This window comes from Humibacter sp. (assembly GCF_035547335.1).
Taxonomy (GTDB): domain Bacteria; phylum Actinomycetota; class Actinomycetes; order Actinomycetales; family Microbacteriaceae; genus Humibacter.
In genome coordinates, this window is the sequence record NZ_DASZVF010000067.1 from 22,326 (window position 1) to 35,828 (window position 13,503).

Sequence of the window (13,503 nt, forward strand, 5' to 3'; positions counted from 1 at the left end):
CGATGACGGCCATTCGACTCGACGGCAAGGCGACGGCAGCACAGATCAAGCAGGAACTGTCCGAACGCGTCGCGGCGCTGAAGGAACGCGGCATCGTTCCCGGCATCGGCACCGTGCTGGTCGGTGCCGATCCGGCTTCCCAACTCTACGTGGGCATGAAGCACAGGCAGTCCGAGGCCATCGGCATGAACTCGATCCAGGTCGAGCTCCCGGCGGATGCGACACAGCACGACGTCGAGGAGGCGATCGACCGCCTGAACGCCGACCCCGCCTGCCACGGGTACATCGTGCAGCTGCCGTTGCCGAAGCACCTGGACACGGACGCGATTCTGGAGCGCATCGACCCGGCGAAGGATGCCGACGGACTGCATCCGACCAACCTCGGCCGGCTCGTGCTCAACGTGAACGGCCCGATCTCGACGCCGCTGCCGTGCACGCCGCGTGCCGTGATCGAGCTGCTGCTGCGCAACGACTACGACCTGAAGGGCAAGCATGTCGTGGTGGTCGGGCGGGGCGTCACGATCGGCCGTTCGATCGGGTTGCTCCTGACGCGTCGCGCGATCAACGCGACGGTGACGCTGACGCACACCGGAACGCGTGACCTGCCGTTCTACCTGCGGCAGGCCGACGTCATCGTGGCCGCGGCCGGCGTGAAGCACCTGGTACGGCCCGAGGACGTGCGGCCAGGGGCGGCGGTTCTGGACGTCGGGGTCACCCGGGAGGACGACCGCGACACGGGCAAGTCGAAGGTGTACGGCGACGTGGACCCCGGCGTGGAGGATGTCGCCGGCTGGCTCTCGCCCAACCCGGGCGGTGTGGGACCCATGACGGTGGCGTTGCTCATGACGAACGTGGTGGAGGCCGCGGAGCGCTCCCTCGAGTACTGAGCCGACGAGCGCTGGTCGGCGGGCACTGAACCGTGGGCACTGAGCCGACGGCCTTTCCGGCCGTCTCGCCGCGTCGGTGCCCATGGCACACTCCCCATGTTGGGGGTGTTTCCCGCCATTTCGACGCGATTACGCTGTGCCTCGGTACGGCAGCACTCGGGGGCTGCGGCTTCGGGGGGCCATCGTGCAAGAGTTCATGACCGTGGCGATCACGCTCATTCTGAGCAATATGACCGTGACGCTGTTCATCGTCGGACTGATCACGGCGGCGATCATCTCGTTGTCGTCGCGGCACAGGCACGAGCCGGGCTTCGTCAGCGGCGCGTTCCTGAACCAGTTCCTGCTGCTGTCCGTCGGGGTCAGCTACGCCTACAACTTCGTCATGCACAGCGTCTTCGGGGCGTTCACCGCGAAGGTGATCGGCTGGGCGCAGAGCCCCTTCCAGCTCGAGGTCGCGTTCGCGAGCCTGGGCTTCGCCGTCGTCGGATTCATCGCCTTCTCGCGAAAGCGCAGCCTGCTGGTGAAGTTCCTGGCTCTCGTCGGCCCCGCCGTGTTCCTCTGGGGAGACGCCGCCGGCCACATCTACCAGATCGCGACCACGGGCAACCTGGCCGCCGGCAACGCGGGGTCGATCCTGTACACCGACATCCTGCTGCCGTTCATCGGGTTCGCGCTGCTGTGGTGGCACGGCGCTGCCGTGCGGCGCAGCGACGCCGTTCCGGAGCGGGATGCCGTGGCCTGGTCCGAAGCAGCCAGCTGATCACGCTGATCGCTGACCGCTGATCACACGGAGCGCTGATCACGCTGCGGCGGGGATCGCTGCCTCATCGGACGTGAGCAGGATGACGTTGCCGTCCGGGTCGTCCACCATCGCGGCGTACGGCCCTGCGGTCTTCGTCGGCGGCATGCGTCCGTGATAGCCGGCGCCCGTGAGCTGATCCCACATGCGGTCGACGGCGGCGTCCTCACCGACGTAGAACTCGAGGAGCTGCTGGTAGCCGCCCTCCGGCCGCCGGAAGCCCGGATCGTAGGCGGCCGCGAAGTTCGTCGTGAGCAGCAGGCTCACGCCGCTGGGCATCCGATGGATGACGACGGGGCGCTCGGAAGGCGGTTGAGGGATGTCGAGGCCGAGGCGACGGTAGAACGCGATCGAGGCGTCTAGATCCCGAACCTCGAGCACGACCATCGCGAGCTGTATCTCCATGGCTCGATCGTGCCGTGAGCCAGTGACACCCGGTCGCCGCGGACGCTACCGCCGACGGCGTGCCTGCGCTACATTCCAGGCCATGACCACCGTGCACGACGATCGAGCCGAAGCGCCTCGACCGAACGCCATGACGATCGAGCTCAACGCCCTGAACTCGATCGACGAGTCCGAGCGGCGCGGGCGGCCGAGCGGCCTGTTCTGGCCGTGGTTCGCCGCCAACGTCTCCGTGCTCGGCGTCAGCTACGGATCGTTCCTGCTCGGATTCGGCATCTCGTTCTGGCAGGCGACGATCGTGGGCATCCTGGGCATCATCGTCTCGTTCCTGTTCTGCGGATTCATCTCGCTGGCGGGCAAACGCGGATCGGCCCCCACCCTCACGCTCAGCAGGGCCGCGTTCGGCGTGCGCGGCAACACCGTGCCATCCGTCATCTCCTGGCTGCTCACGGTCGGCTGGGAGACGGTGCTCGTCGCCCTCGCCGTACTGGCCACCACGACTGTCTTCAAAGAGCTGGGCGGTGCGGGTGGTGTCGTCACCCGGATCGTCACGCTCGTGATCGTCGTCGTGCTCGTCATCGGCGGCGGCGTGTTCGGCTTCCACGTGATCATGCGGCTGCAGGTGATCATCACCATCGCGACCGCCGTTCTCACGATCGTCTACATCGTCCTGGTGGCAGGACAGATCGACTTCACCAAGCTGGCCGAACTGCCATCGGGCGACCTGCCGAAGCTCATCGGCGGGTTCGTGTTCATGATGACCGGGTTCGGGCTCGGCTGGGTGCAAGCGGCAGCGGACTATTCGCGCTACCTGCCGCGCTCCTCCTCGTCGGGAGGCGTCGTGGGGTGGACCACGTTCGGCGCTTCGCTGGCACCGGTCATCCTGCTCGTCTTCGGTCTCATGCTGGCCGGCTCGTCGCAGAAGCTGTCGGGAGCCATAGGCGCCGACCCGATCGGAGCGCTCACCACGATCCTGCCCGCGTGGTTCCTGGTGCCGTTCTTCATCGTCGCCGTGCTCGGCCTCATCGGCGGTGCCGTGCTGGACATCTATTCATCCGGGATCGCGCTGCTCAGCGCCGGGGTGAACATCCCGCGTCCGGTCGCCGCCCTCGTCGACGGCATCATCATGATCGCCGGAGCCGTCTACATCGTGTTCTTCGCTGCGGACTTCATCGGACCGTTCCAGGGCTTCCTCATCACGCTCGGCGTGCCCATCGCAGCGTGGTGCGGTGTGTTCCTGGCCGACCTCACACTGCGCAGGCGCGACTACTCCGACCGCGACCTGTTCGACGCACGAGGACGGTACGGCAGCTGGAACTGGCTCGCCATCGCCCTGCTCGTGATCGGCACGGGCATCGGATGGGGCCTCGTCGTCAACCCGTACGGTCTCGACTGGCTGAACTGGCAGGGCTACCTCCTCGGGCCGTTCGGACTCGGCGGTGTGAAGGGCATCTGGGGCGGTGCCAACCTGGGCGTGCTCGCCGCCCTCGTGATCGGGTACCTGGGCGTCGTGATCTTCGGCCGGGGCCGGGTGCGCCGTCAGGAGGCGCTCGACGACAGCGCGCAGGATGCGACGGCTGCGCAGGCCGAGCGATGAGCGATCCATGGCTCGTCGTCATCGACATGCAGCACGTGTTCGCGGATGCCGCCAGCGGCTGGTTCACGCCGCGTTTCGAGGAGGCGAGGGCGGGCATCCGCCGGCTGCTTCCCGCTTTCGGTCACCGGGTCGTGCACACGCGGTTCGTGGCACCGGAGCATCCGAAGGGAGCATGGGCGGTGTACTACGACGTGTGGCCGTGGGCGCTGGTGCCCGACGACGACCGGCTCTACCGGCTGGTCGACGAACCGGCATCCGATCACGCGCTCATCGCGCAGAGCACGTTCGGCAAGTGGGGCGCCGCTCTCGACGCCGCAACGGGCGGCAGTCGTGAGCTCGTGCTGACCGGTGTCTCGACGGACTGCTGCGTGCTCTCCACCGCGCTGCCTGCTGCGGATGCCGGCGTGCACGTGCGCGTCGCAGCGGATGCCTGCGCGGGCGCCACCGACGCCGACCATCGCCGCGCGCTGGACGCCATGGCCCTCTACGCGCCGCTGATCGACGTGACGGACGTGGATGCCGTGCTCGCCTCCCTCGCCTGAGGCGACGGGACTGCCCGCTGCGTGAGCCGGCGGGAGTACTCGCTGCCGGAGCCGGCAAGTGTGCTCGCTACCCTGGACCGATGAGCATCGACACATCGCATTCCGCCGTTCGGGCCGTCGAGCGCGAGCTGCGCGCGCACGGCATCCAGGGCGAGGTCCGCTGGCTCGATGAGGCGACCCCGACGGCGGCCGCCGCGGCGGCGGCCCTGGGCGTCGAGGTCGGCGCCATCGCGAACTCGCTCGTGTTCACGCTCGACGGAGAGCCCGTGCTCGTGATGACCTCGGGTGGGCACCGGGTCGACACCGCCTACCTGGGCGAGGCGCTCGGCGGAACGCTCAAGCGGGCATCCGCGGACACCGTGCGCGAGGCGACGGGACAGGTCATCGGGGGAGTGGCTCCCACCGGGCATCCCGCGCGCTTGCGCACCTGGGTCGACGCCGCGCTGCGGGCATATCCGCAGATCTGGGCGGCGGCGGGCCACCCGCACACGGTGTTCCCGCTCACGTACGACCAGCTCGTCGAGCTCACCGGCGGAACCGAGATCGACGTCGAGCGCGGGTAGCGCTGCACTAAGCGGAGACGGCGTCGCCGTCGAGCAATCGCCGGATCATCGCCCGTCCGTGCTGTTCGAAGTCGCGGTCCCCGATGCCGTGCGACCACACGACGGTGCCGATCGCCTCACGCATCGTCTCCAGCTCGAGCACGGCCGCGTCCGAGGCATCCAGCTCGCGGCCCATCCCACGCATGAACGCGGCTTCGAGCTCCGGCCGGCCGTGGAAGTCCTTGCTGCGCAGACGCACCAGGTCGCTCACCCAGGAGCGCTGCGCTCCTCGACCGAAATCGATGACGGCGATCCGTCCTTCGTGTACCAGCCAGTTGCGCGGCTGATAGTCGCCGTGCGTGAAGTGGAGCCTGACGGGATGCCGCGGCACCGCCGCGACCCTTTCCTGCAGCATCCGACGCGACCGTTCGTCGAGAATCTCTTCGGCCCGCTGCACGAGCTCGATGGCCTGCGCGGCGACGTCGTCCATGTACTCGGCTGAGAGCGACCCTGGCACCTGCAGGCGCGCAAGGATGCGGCCGGCCTGCTCGAAAGCATCCGCATGATCCTGCTCCGGCGCCCCGAGCAGAAGGCGCCCAGGCAGATACTCCGTCACCAGGACGCCGGCATCCGCGTCGGCGAACTGAAGTCGCGGCACAGGCACCTCGTCAAGGGTGCTCAGCACAGTGCGGTGAGCGTTGATCTCGCGCTGGATGTGATGGCTGGACTCGCTGGCCTTCACGATGTGCTCGCCGGAGTCCGACACGATGTGCAGCACGGCCGTGTCCTGCAACGGCCAGGAGTAGTCGGCGAGCACCGACCAGTCGCCCAGCCAGCTGGTGAGCAGCAGGCGATGCCGCCGCGTCAGCTGCGGCCGCGCGTCCTGCTGTTCAGGCATCCTGCGGGTAGATGATCGCCTTCACGGCCGACGGATCCGCGGCGCCGATGCCCAGCGCTTCGGCCGTCTGCGCCAGCGAGAAGCTGTGCGTGTGCACGCCCGTGAGGTCGACCCGGCCGGAGGAGATCAGCGCGATGCCCAGCGGCCACGTGTTCTGGTAGCGGCTGACCATCGAGATGGTGATCTCGTTCCAGTTCAGGGTGTGCAGCGGCAACTCCACGTTCTGCTTTGCGATCCCGATGACCGCAGCCCGCCCGGCAGGTCCGAGGCGCGACAGGCCGTCGGCGAGCACGCCGGGTGCCCCCGAGCACTCGAGCAGCACGTCGAATGCGCGTGACGAGCGGGACTCGGAGCCGCTGAGCTCGACGTCGAAGCCGTGCCGCGCAGCGAGGGCGAGTCGAGGCTCGGACACATCCGTCACGGTCACCGTGCGAGCACCGAGTGCGCGTGCCGCCTCCGCCGCGAGAAGGCCGACCGGCCCCGCGCCGGTGACGAGCACGTCGTCTCCGGGTCGCAGTCCGGCGCGCTGGCATCCCCACAGCCCCACCGAGAGGGGTTCGACGAGCGCGCCCTCCTCGAACGACATCGTGTCGGGCATGACGAACAGGGTGCGGGCGTCGATCGCCAGACGCTGCACGAGAGCGCCGTCGACGGGCGGCGTGGCCAGGAAGCGCAGGTTCGGGCACAGGTGATAACGGCCGGCCCTGCACTGCTCGCACGTCCAGTCCGGCACGCTCGGCTCGATGGCGACGCGGTCGCCTGGCGCCACGTTCGTGACGCCTTCGCCCACCGAGACCACCTCTCCCGACGCCTCGTGTCCGAGCACGATGTCGCCGTCCACGATGTACGGCCCGATCCGGCCGTAGCGGTAGTAGGCCACGTCGGAACCGCAGACGCCGACGGCTCGGATGGCGACGACCGCCTCTCCCGGCCCGGCGTGCGGCTCTTCGCGATCCCGGAGCTCGATCTGCTCCAGTCCTGTCATGACCGCGGCGAGATTCGTCATCGCTGATCTCCTTCTGATCGTGTGCGGATCGGTGGTGAATCGGATCGGTCCCGGAGCCGTTCGGTGCCGATCCGGTCGTGGCACGAGTGGTACTCGGTCGGACCGGTGCTGCGACCGACCGGTGCCGTCAGGATGCCCTGCTGTCACGCATCCTGCAGGTCGCGCACGTCAGTTGCGCACGCCCACGCGGTGCAGCTCGAGGTGCTCGAGGTAGACCTCGGCGTTGTGGCGGATGCCCGCCACCTCCTCGTCGCTCAACTCGCGTCGCACCTTCGCGGGCACGCCGGCGACGAGCGATCGGGGCGGCACGACGGTTCCCGCCGTCACCAGAGCCCCGGCCGCGACGAGGGATCCCGTGCCGATGACGGCACCGTTCATCACCGTGGCATGCATGCCGATGAGCACGTCGTCCTCGACGGTGCAGCCGTGCAGCACGGCGTTGTGGCCGACGGAGACTCCGGAGCCGACCGTGAGCGGAAAGCCGGTGTCGACGTGGCAGGAGCAGTTGTCCTGGATGTTCGAGCGCTCGCCGATCACGATCGGTTCGTTGTCGGCGCGCAGCACGGCGTTGTACCAGACGCTCGCCCGCTCGGCCAGCGTGACGGCTCCGATCAGGTGCGACCCGGGCGCCGCCCACGCGGACTCGGCCACCTCGGGCGACGGGCGATCGGGGAGTGCGGTGACGCGGGCATCCTGGTGTGCGGTCATACCCTCAGCCTGCCACCCCGCGGCGGGCCTCAGCACCGTCTCAGACACCAGTACGGGTACCGGCCCCAGTCGCCAGCACAGGCGGGTCTACCCAAAACGGCGCAGCCCCAGTCGCCAGTACAGGCAGATCTATCCGGAACAGGCCGATTCAGCCTGTTCCCGCGAGGTAACCGCATTCCTGCCTGTTTTCACGGAATCGGAGGCGGGGACGGGGGCAGGCCGGGAGGCCGTGGAGCTGGGTGGGGGGAGCGGGTAGTCAGGGTGCGACGTCACTCGTCCCGGTAGGCGCCGGCGGACGGCACGACGGCGAAGAGGTCCGGCTGCGCGTAGCCGTGCTCGGCGAACGCGGCGTCGACGGAAGCCTCCACCTGCGACACCAGCTCGTGCGGCACGAGCGCGATGGCCGATCCGCCGAAGCCGCCGCCGGTCATCCGCGCGCCGATGGCGCCGTAGTTCTGCGAGATCTCCACGGCCAGGTCGAGCTGCGGAACGGACACCTCGAAGTCGTCGCGCAGGGAGCGGTGCGAGGCATCCATCAGGTCGCCGATGGCTCGCGGACCCTGCTCGCGCAACGTGCGCACGGTGTCGAGCACGCGCTGGTTCTCGGTCACCACGTGCCGCACCCGGCGGAACGTCTCGCCGTCGAGGATGTCGCGCGCTCGCGGCAGATCGGCGATCGTCACATCCCGCAGCGAGGAAACGCCCAGCGCTCGTGCTCCCGCCTCGCAGGACGCCCGCCGCGCCGCGTAGCCGCCGGCTGCGTGCTCGTGCTCCACCTTCGTGTCCATCACGAGCACCTCGAGTCCTGCGTCGTCGAATCCGAGTGGGATGACGTCGGTCTCGAAGCTGCGGCAGTCGATGAAGATGCCGCTGTCGGTGCGGCCGAGCAGCGAGGCGGACTGGTCGAGGATGCCCGTCGGCGCGCCGACGACCTCGTTTTCGGCGATGTGGCCGGCCTTGACGAGCGCCTTGCGGTCGAGGTCGAGCCGCCACACGTCGTTCAGCGCGACCGCCACGGCGGACTCGATGGCAGCCGAGGAAGAAAGGCCTGCGCCGATCGGAACGGACGAGTCGAGGTACAGATCGAAGCCGGGCACGGTGTTCAGGTCGGCGCCCAGCTGCCCCAGCGCCCACGCGACGCCGAGCGGATAGTTCTGCCAGCCGCGCGGCGCTCCCGGCCCGAGCTCGGACAGCGACGTCTCCACGACGCGGTCCGCGAACGACGACGCGACACGCACGACGCGGTCATCACGCAGCGCGAGAGCTCCGACGGTTCGCCGGTCGATCGCGAACGGGAACACGAAGCCGTCGTTGTAGTCGGTGTGCTCGCCGATGAGGTTCACCCGGCCAGGGGCCGACCACACGCCCTGCGGCGCATGCCCGAACAGCTCGGCGAAGCGGGCGCGTGCCGTGGAGGCGAGGTCGGTCATACGGGGTTCTCCTTCTCGGCCAGCGCGATCCCCTCGCGCAGCTCGCCTGCCTGCTTCTCCGGCGGCACATCGCCGATCCATGCTCCCATGGCCGCTTCGCTGCCCGCCAAGAACTTGAGCTTGTCGGCGGCCCGTCGCGGTGAGGTGAGCTGCAGGTGCAGCCGCACGTCGTCACGATGCACGTTCACGGGCGCCTGATGCCAGGCCGCGATGTACGGGGTCGGGGTGTCGTAGAGCCGGTCGACGCCACGCAGCAGCCGTAGGTACAGCCTGGCGAGCTCGTCCCGCTCGTCGTCGATCGTCGCGGCGAAGTCGGGCACCTGCCTGTGCGGCACGAGGTGCACCTCGAGCGGCCACCTCGCCGCGAAGGGCACATAGGCGCTCCAGTGCGCGCCGGTGATGAGCATCCGCTCGCTGGCGCGCTCGAACTCCAGGATGTCGTCGAACAGCGTCGGCCCGTACGCCTCGACGGACGCCAGCAGCCGCTGCGTGCGCGGCGTGATGTACGGATACGCGTAGATCTGCCCGTGCGGATGCCCGAGCGTCACGCCGATCGCCTCGCCGCGGTTCTCGAACGGGAACACCTCCTGGATGCCGGGCAGCGCCGACAACGCGGCCGTGCGGTCGGCCCAGGCCTCGATCACCGTGCGCGCCCTCGACGCGGAGATGCTGCCGAACGCTCCGGAATGCTGCGGGCTGAAGCACACCACCTCGCAGCGTCCGACGGAGGTGCGCATGCGTCCGATCCCGATCTCGGCGAGGTCGTCGAGCCCGCGCGGAGCATCCGGGCCGTCCAGTGCCGGGCCGAACGAGGGGGAGCGGTTCTCGAAGACCGCGACGTCGTAGTCGCTCGGGATCTCCGACGGGTTGCCTGGCGACTGCGGAGCGAGCGGATCGAGCGCGGCAGGCGGCAGCACCACCCGGTTCTGACGTGCTGCGGCGATCGAGATCCAGTCTCCGGTGAGCGGATCCTGACGCATGCGCGCCGTCTCGGGTCGATGGTCGAGGATGCGCAGGTCGGGCGCTCGATCCGGCGGAAGCGAGCTGTCCGCGTCGTCGAAGTAGATGAGCTCACGCCCGTCCGCGAGGCGGTGCTCGCGCTTCGTGATGGTGCCCACGTCCAAACCCTACCTTACGGATTGACAACCAAACACAAGCAAACGTAAGTTTGCCGCGTGGCCGATGTCCCAGCCCCGACCGCCGGTTCGGTTCCCGATGCCGGTGCACCGGCGACCATCAGGAGGCAGCGCATGCTCGCCCTGATCGGCGAGCGGGGATTCGTGCGGGTCGGCGAGCTGAGCGACACGTTCGGGGTCTCCGACGTCACGGTGCGCGGCGATCTCGCGGTGCTGGAGGGCACGCAGGGCATCCGTCGCGTGCACGGCGGCGCCATGCCCAGGGTGACCGGTCCGCTGCACGAGCTGTCGTTCGAGGAGGCGCTGCAGAGCTCCGCCGACGAGAAGCGGTCCATCGCCCGCGCCGCCGTCGCACTCGTGGAGCCGGGCATGAGCGTCATCGTCGACGTGGGGAGCACGTGCATGGCGCTGGCCCGCGAACTCGTGTGCCGTGAGGACCTGTACGACGTCACCGTGATCACGAACGGCCTGACCATCGCGCTCGAGCTGGAGAACGCGATCCCGCGCGTCCAGGTGATCGTCACGGGAGGCACCCTGCGCCCGCTGCAGCACTCGCTCGTCGCGCCGCTCGCGTCGCTCATGTTCACGCACGTGCACGCCGACCTCGCCTTCATCGGATGCAACGGCGTGGATGCGCACGCCGGCATCACGAACATCAACCTTCCCGAGGCGGAGCTGAAGCGCGAGATGGTGCAGGCATCGGCACGGGCCGTCGTGCTGGCCGACGGGTCGAAGACCGGCCGGGTGCACCTCGGCCGCATCGGCGAGCTGTCCGACTTCGCGGCCGTCTACCTCGGCGCCTCGGCCGACGGCGAGGCGCTTCGCGCGTTGCGTGCTGCCCATTCCCGCGTGCTGGTCGTCGACGAGTAGGCGCAGTCCGTTCTTTGCTCCTTCGCGGGCGGCTCCGTACTCCTCCGTGGGCGGCACCGTGCTCCTCCGCGGGCGGCGCCGCCGCATCTAGGCTTGGGTCATGCGCGCACCAACCGGGGATCAGTACGAACTCACGTGCGACACGCCCGACGGGCAGGCGAAGGCGGTCATCACGCAGTTGGCTGCCGGCATCCGCTCCTACTCCGTCGGCGGCATCGACGTCACTGAACCGTTCGACGAGGCCTCGACCCCGCCGTCCGGTTGCGGGATCGTGCTCGTCCCCTGGCCGAACCGCGTGAAGGATGCCACCTGGTGGCTGCGCGACGAGTCCGGGTCGGTCTCAGAGCAGAAGCTCGCCGTCACGGAGCCGGCGCGCGGTAACGCCATCCACGGGCTGTTGCGCTACTCGCCGTACCTGCCCGTTCTGCGCGGCAGGGAATCCATCACGCTGGGCGCGACGGTCTACCCGCAGCTCGGGTATCCGTTCCTGCTCGACACGACGGTGCGGTACAGCCTGAGCGCCGACGGTCTCACCGTCGAGCACACCATCGTGAACGCAGGGCAGAGCGACGCTCCGGTCGCGATCGGCGCGCATCCCTACCTCAAGATCGGTGGCGTGGAGACGGCCGACCTCGTGCTGAAGCTGGATGCGGCGACGCATTTCGAGGTGGACGAGCGCATGAATGTGGTCGACGAGCATCCGGTCGACGGCACGGAGTACGACCTGCGAGAGGGGCGCCGCGTGGCTGACCTGCGGCTCGACGACGGCTTCGGCGGCGTGCAGCACGAGTCGGGCAGGGCGGAGCATTCGCTGACCGCACCGGACGGCCGCAGCGTCACGCTCTGGGCCGACGACTCGTTCGGCTTCGTGCAGGCCTTCACGCACCGCTCGTTCGCCACGCTGCCCCAGGGGCAGGTCGCGGTGGCGATCGAGCCCATGACGGCTCCCGCGAACGCGCTGAACTCCGGGCAGGGACTGCGCTGGCTGGGCGCGGGGGAGACGATGAAGGCGCGCTGGGGCATTGCTCCGCTGCTCGGGGCGCACGGCGTTCAGGGCGCGGCGCGGGCCTGATATGGCCAGACCCTCCAGCACCGAGGTCGTGCTCGTCGGGCGTGTTCCCGCCGAGGTGTTCGGCGAACTCGACTCGCTGCCGAACGTGCGCGCCATCCGTCTGCGGCAGGCAGAGCAGGATGGCGTGGACGAGACGGAGCAGGAGGCGCGCGCCCACTCGTTCGCCGGGTCGGTGCACGGCCCGTACGCCGTGCACGACGTGGACCCGCTGCACGATGTCGGACGGGCCTGGATCTCGTACTTCGACGAGAGCGCGCCCGTCGGCACGCTGGAGGTAGCAGTCGAAGCGCTCCTCGGCCGGCTTCGACGTGGGGCGGCGGCGCTCCCCGACTACTTCGTCGTGGTCGAGCCGGAATCGCTGCCGGTGACGGAGCGTCACTGGTGGCTGGGCGCGGTCTCCGCCGCGGCTCCCAGCCGGGTCGTTCCCGCCCCGGCGACGGCCTCAGGAATAGCGCACGTGCTCGGAGCGCTTCCCTCAGGCGGATGGTGGCCTGAGGATCAGGCGACCTGGTTGCGTGGACTCGCATCGGTCATTCCCGACCGTGTGGGGCGGGTCTGACGGGCGGCATCCGGCCGGAGCACCCAGCGCGAGAAGAGGAGAGAACGCATGCACGCTGTTGCGCTGACGTCGGGACTGCCGATCGACGACGAGCGGAGTCTCATCGACGTGGACCTGCCCGACCCGCAGCCGGGACCGCGTGACGTGCTGGTGGAGGTGCGCGCGGCATCCGTGAACCCCGTCGACGTGAAGCAGCGCGCCGGAAGCCCCGAGCTGGAGCAGCCGCGCGTGCTCGGCTTCGACGGCGCCGGCGTCGTGCGCGCCGTGGGTGAGGAGGGGACGCTGTTCCGCCCTGGCGACGAGGTGTGGTGGGCAGGTCAGCTGGACAGGCAGGGGTCGGATGCCGACCTGCAGCTCGTCGACGAACGCATCGTGGGTCGCAAGCCGGCCTCCGTCGGGTTCGCCCAGGCCGCGGCGCTGCCGCTCACGGCCATCACGGCGTGGGAGTCGCTGTTCCACAAGCTCGGGCTGCACGAGGGGAGCGAGGGCACGCTTCTCGTGGTCGGTGCGACGGGAGGCGTCGGATCGATCCTGCTACAGCTCGTGCGCGAGCTTCTGCCCGGCGTGCGGACGATCGCCACGGCCTCTGGCGAGGAGAAGTCGCAGTGGGTGCGCACGCTCGGCGCCTCGGCGACGGCCGACCACCACGGCGACTTCGTGGACGACGTGCTCGCCGCCGCGCCCGACGGCGTCGACTGGGTGTTCTCGGCGCACAGCGCAGGCAGGGCGGAGGACTTCGCGCGCGTGCTCAAGCCTTTCGGAGCCGTCGTCGCGATCGACTCCGGAAAGGATGTCGACTTCGATGCTCTGAAGTCGAAGAGCCTCACCTGGCACTGGGAGCTGATGTTCACGCGTCCCATGCAGCACACCCCTGACATGATCCGGCAGCACGAGCTGCTGGACGCCGTCGCAGACCTCGTCGACGCAGGCCGGGTCGCCTCGACCGCGACGACGGTGCTGCACGGCTGGGATGCCGCGACCTTCCGGGAGGCACACCGCCTGGTGGAGACGGGACGCACCATGGGCAAGGTGGTCGTCGAGCGCTGAGCGGCCCG

15 protein-coding genes are annotated in these 13,503 nt (G+C 69.4%); 9 read left to right on the top strand and 6 right to left on the bottom strand.

Annotated features, from left to right (window positions below; translation table 11 throughout):
• Window positions 1-2 precede the first annotated feature (2 nt).
• Window positions 3-887 carry a bifunctional methylenetetrahydrofolate dehydrogenase/methenyltetrahydrofolate cyclohydrolase gene (locus tag VHB92_RS14020; protein WP_325454387.1) on the top strand — a complete coding sequence of 295 codons (885 nt, stop codon included), beginning with the start codon at window positions 3-5 and terminating at the stop codon, window positions 885-887.
• A 196-nt stretch (window positions 888-1,083) separates the two neighbouring features.
• Window positions 1,084-1,647 carry a DUF6790 family protein gene (locus VHB92_RS14025; RefSeq protein ID WP_325454388.1) on the top strand — a complete coding sequence of 188 codons (564 nt, stop codon included), beginning with the start codon at window positions 1,084-1,086 and terminating at the stop codon, window positions 1,645-1,647.
• A gap of 39 nt (window positions 1,648-1,686) precedes the next feature.
• Here VHB92_RS14025 and VHB92_RS14030 read toward each other — a convergent pair whose 3' ends face one another.
• Complete coding sequence (locus VHB92_RS14030; protein ID WP_325454389.1) at window positions 1,687-2,091, bottom strand: VOC family protein; 405 nt, start codon at window positions 2,089-2,091, stop codon at window positions 1,687-1,689.
• An 82-nt stretch (window positions 2,092-2,173) separates the two neighbouring features.
• Here VHB92_RS14030 and VHB92_RS14035 point away from each other — a divergent pair, with 82 nt between their 5' ends.
• From VHB92_RS14035 to VHB92_RS14045, 3 genes are all read left to right on the top strand, one after another.
• Complete coding sequence (locus VHB92_RS14035; RefSeq protein WP_325454390.1) at window positions 2,174-3,685, top strand: purine-cytosine permease family protein; 1,512 nt, start codon at window positions 2,174-2,176, stop codon at window positions 3,683-3,685.
• Window positions 3,682-4,227: a cysteine hydrolase gene (locus VHB92_RS14040; RefSeq protein ID WP_325454391.1), complete on the top strand. Its 546-nt coding sequence runs from the start codon at window positions 3,682-3,684 to the stop codon at window positions 4,225-4,227. The genes VHB92_RS14035 and VHB92_RS14040 overlap by 4 nt, the downstream gene beginning before the upstream one ends.
• An 80-nt stretch (window positions 4,228-4,307) precedes the next feature.
• A complete protein-coding gene (locus VHB92_RS14045; protein WP_325454392.1) occupies window positions 4,308-4,790 on the top strand; it encodes a YbaK/EbsC family protein in 483 nt (160 codons plus the stop codon).
• Between the two features lie 7 nt (window positions 4,791-4,797).
• On the opposite strand, the gene VHB92_RS14050 is transcribed toward VHB92_RS14045, so the two are convergent.
• From VHB92_RS14050 to galT, 5 genes are all read right to left on the bottom strand, one after another.
• Window positions 4,798-5,667 (bottom strand): aminoglycoside phosphotransferase family protein, encoded by an 870-nt coding sequence (locus tag VHB92_RS14050; RefSeq protein WP_325454393.1) that lies wholly within the window; start codon window positions 5,665-5,667, stop codon window positions 4,798-4,800.
• Entirely contained in the window at window positions 5,660-6,673 is a 1,014-nt protein-coding gene (locus tag VHB92_RS14055; protein WP_325454394.1) for an NAD(P)-dependent alcohol dehydrogenase, read from the bottom strand. Before VHB92_RS14055 ends, VHB92_RS14050 begins: the two co-directional genes overlap by 8 nt.
• A gap of 168 nt (window positions 6,674-6,841) precedes the next feature.
• The gene (locus VHB92_RS14060; protein ID WP_325454395.1) at window positions 6,842-7,381 is read right to left on the bottom strand and encodes a gamma carbonic anhydrase family protein; all 540 of its coding nucleotides are present in this window, start codon (window positions 7,379-7,381) and stop codon (window positions 6,842-6,844) included.
• Window positions 7,382-7,650: 269 nt separating this feature from the next.
• Window positions 7,651-8,811 carry a galactokinase gene (gene galK, locus VHB92_RS14065; protein WP_325454396.1) on the bottom strand — a complete coding sequence of 387 codons (1,161 nt, stop codon included), beginning with the start codon at window positions 8,809-8,811 and terminating at the stop codon, window positions 7,651-7,653.
• Window positions 8,808-9,920 (bottom strand): galactose-1-phosphate uridylyltransferase, encoded by a 1,113-nt coding sequence (gene galT / locus VHB92_RS14070; protein ID WP_325454483.1) that lies wholly within the window; start codon window positions 9,918-9,920, stop codon window positions 8,808-8,810. Before galT ends, galK begins: the two co-directional genes overlap by 4 nt.
• Before the next feature lie 66 nt (window positions 9,921-9,986).
• On the opposite strand from galT, the gene VHB92_RS14075 reads away from it, so the two are divergent.
• The 4 genes from VHB92_RS14075 to VHB92_RS14090 all read left to right on the top strand — a co-directional run bounded on the left by VHB92_RS14075 (window position 9,987) and on the right by VHB92_RS14090 (window position 13,495).
• The gene (locus tag VHB92_RS14075; RefSeq protein ID WP_325454397.1) at window positions 9,987-10,817 is read left to right on the top strand and encodes a DeoR/GlpR family DNA-binding transcription regulator; all 831 of its coding nucleotides are present in this window, start codon (window positions 9,987-9,989) and stop codon (window positions 10,815-10,817) included.
• 100 nt (window positions 10,818-10,917) lie between these two features.
• Window positions 10,918-11,889: an aldose 1-epimerase family protein gene (locus VHB92_RS14080; RefSeq protein ID WP_325454398.1), complete on the top strand. Its 972-nt coding sequence runs from the start codon at window positions 10,918-10,920 to the stop codon at window positions 11,887-11,889.
• A gap of 1 nt (window position 11,890) precedes the next feature.
• Window positions 11,891-12,448: a hypothetical protein gene (locus VHB92_RS14085; protein ID WP_325454399.1), complete on the top strand. Its 558-nt coding sequence runs from the start codon at window positions 11,891-11,893 to the stop codon at window positions 12,446-12,448.
• A gap of 48 nt (window positions 12,449-12,496) precedes the next feature.
• The gene (locus VHB92_RS14090; RefSeq protein WP_325454400.1) at window positions 12,497-13,495 is read left to right on the top strand and encodes a zinc-binding alcohol dehydrogenase family protein; all 999 of its coding nucleotides are present in this window, start codon (window positions 12,497-12,499) and stop codon (window positions 13,493-13,495) included.
• Window positions 13,496-13,503: the final 8 nt, after the last annotated feature.

Excerpts from the sequence above, each read along its gene's own strand:
- VHB92_RS14020 (WP_325454387.1), top strand. The coding sequence starts at position 3 with ATGACGGCCATTCGACTCGACGGCAAGGCGACGGCAGCACAGATCAAG.
- VHB92_RS14025 (WP_325454388.1), top strand. The coding sequence starts at position 1,084 with ATGACCGTGGCGATCACGCTCATTCTGAGCAATATGACCGTGACGCTG.
- VHB92_RS14030 (WP_325454389.1), bottom strand. The coding sequence starts at position 2,091 with ATGGAGATACAGCTCGCGATGGTCGTGCTCGAGGTTCGGGATCTAGAC.
- VHB92_RS14035 (WP_325454390.1), top strand. The coding sequence starts at position 2,174 with ATGACCACCGTGCACGACGATCGAGCCGAAGCGCCTCGACCGAACGCC.
- VHB92_RS14040 (WP_325454391.1), top strand. The coding sequence starts at position 3,682 with ATGAGCGATCCATGGCTCGTCGTCATCGACATGCAGCACGTGTTCGCG.
- VHB92_RS14045 (WP_325454392.1), top strand. The coding sequence starts at position 4,308 with ATGAGCATCGACACATCGCATTCCGCCGTTCGGGCCGTCGAGCGCGAG.
- VHB92_RS14050 (WP_325454393.1), bottom strand. The coding sequence starts at position 5,667 with ATGCCTGAACAGCAGGACGCGCGGCCGCAGCTGACGCGGCGGCATCGC.
- VHB92_RS14055 (WP_325454394.1), bottom strand. The coding sequence starts at position 6,673 with ATGACGAATCTCGCCGCGGTCATGACAGGACTGGAGCAGATCGAGCTC.
- VHB92_RS14060 (WP_325454395.1), bottom strand. The coding sequence starts at position 7,381 with ATGACCGCACACCAGGATGCCCGCGTCACCGCACTCCCCGATCGCCCG.
- galK (WP_325454396.1), bottom strand. The coding sequence starts at position 8,811 with ATGACCGACCTCGCCTCCACGGCACGCGCCCGCTTCGCCGAGCTGTTC.
- VHB92_RS14080 (WP_325454398.1), top strand. The coding sequence starts at position 10,918 with ATGCGCGCACCAACCGGGGATCAGTACGAACTCACGTGCGACACGCCC.
- VHB92_RS14085 (WP_325454399.1), top strand. The coding sequence starts at position 11,891 with ATGGCCAGACCCTCCAGCACCGAGGTCGTGCTCGTCGGGCGTGTTCCC.
- VHB92_RS14090 (WP_325454400.1), top strand. The coding sequence starts at position 12,497 with ATGCACGCTGTTGCGCTGACGTCGGGACTGCCGATCGACGACGAGCGG.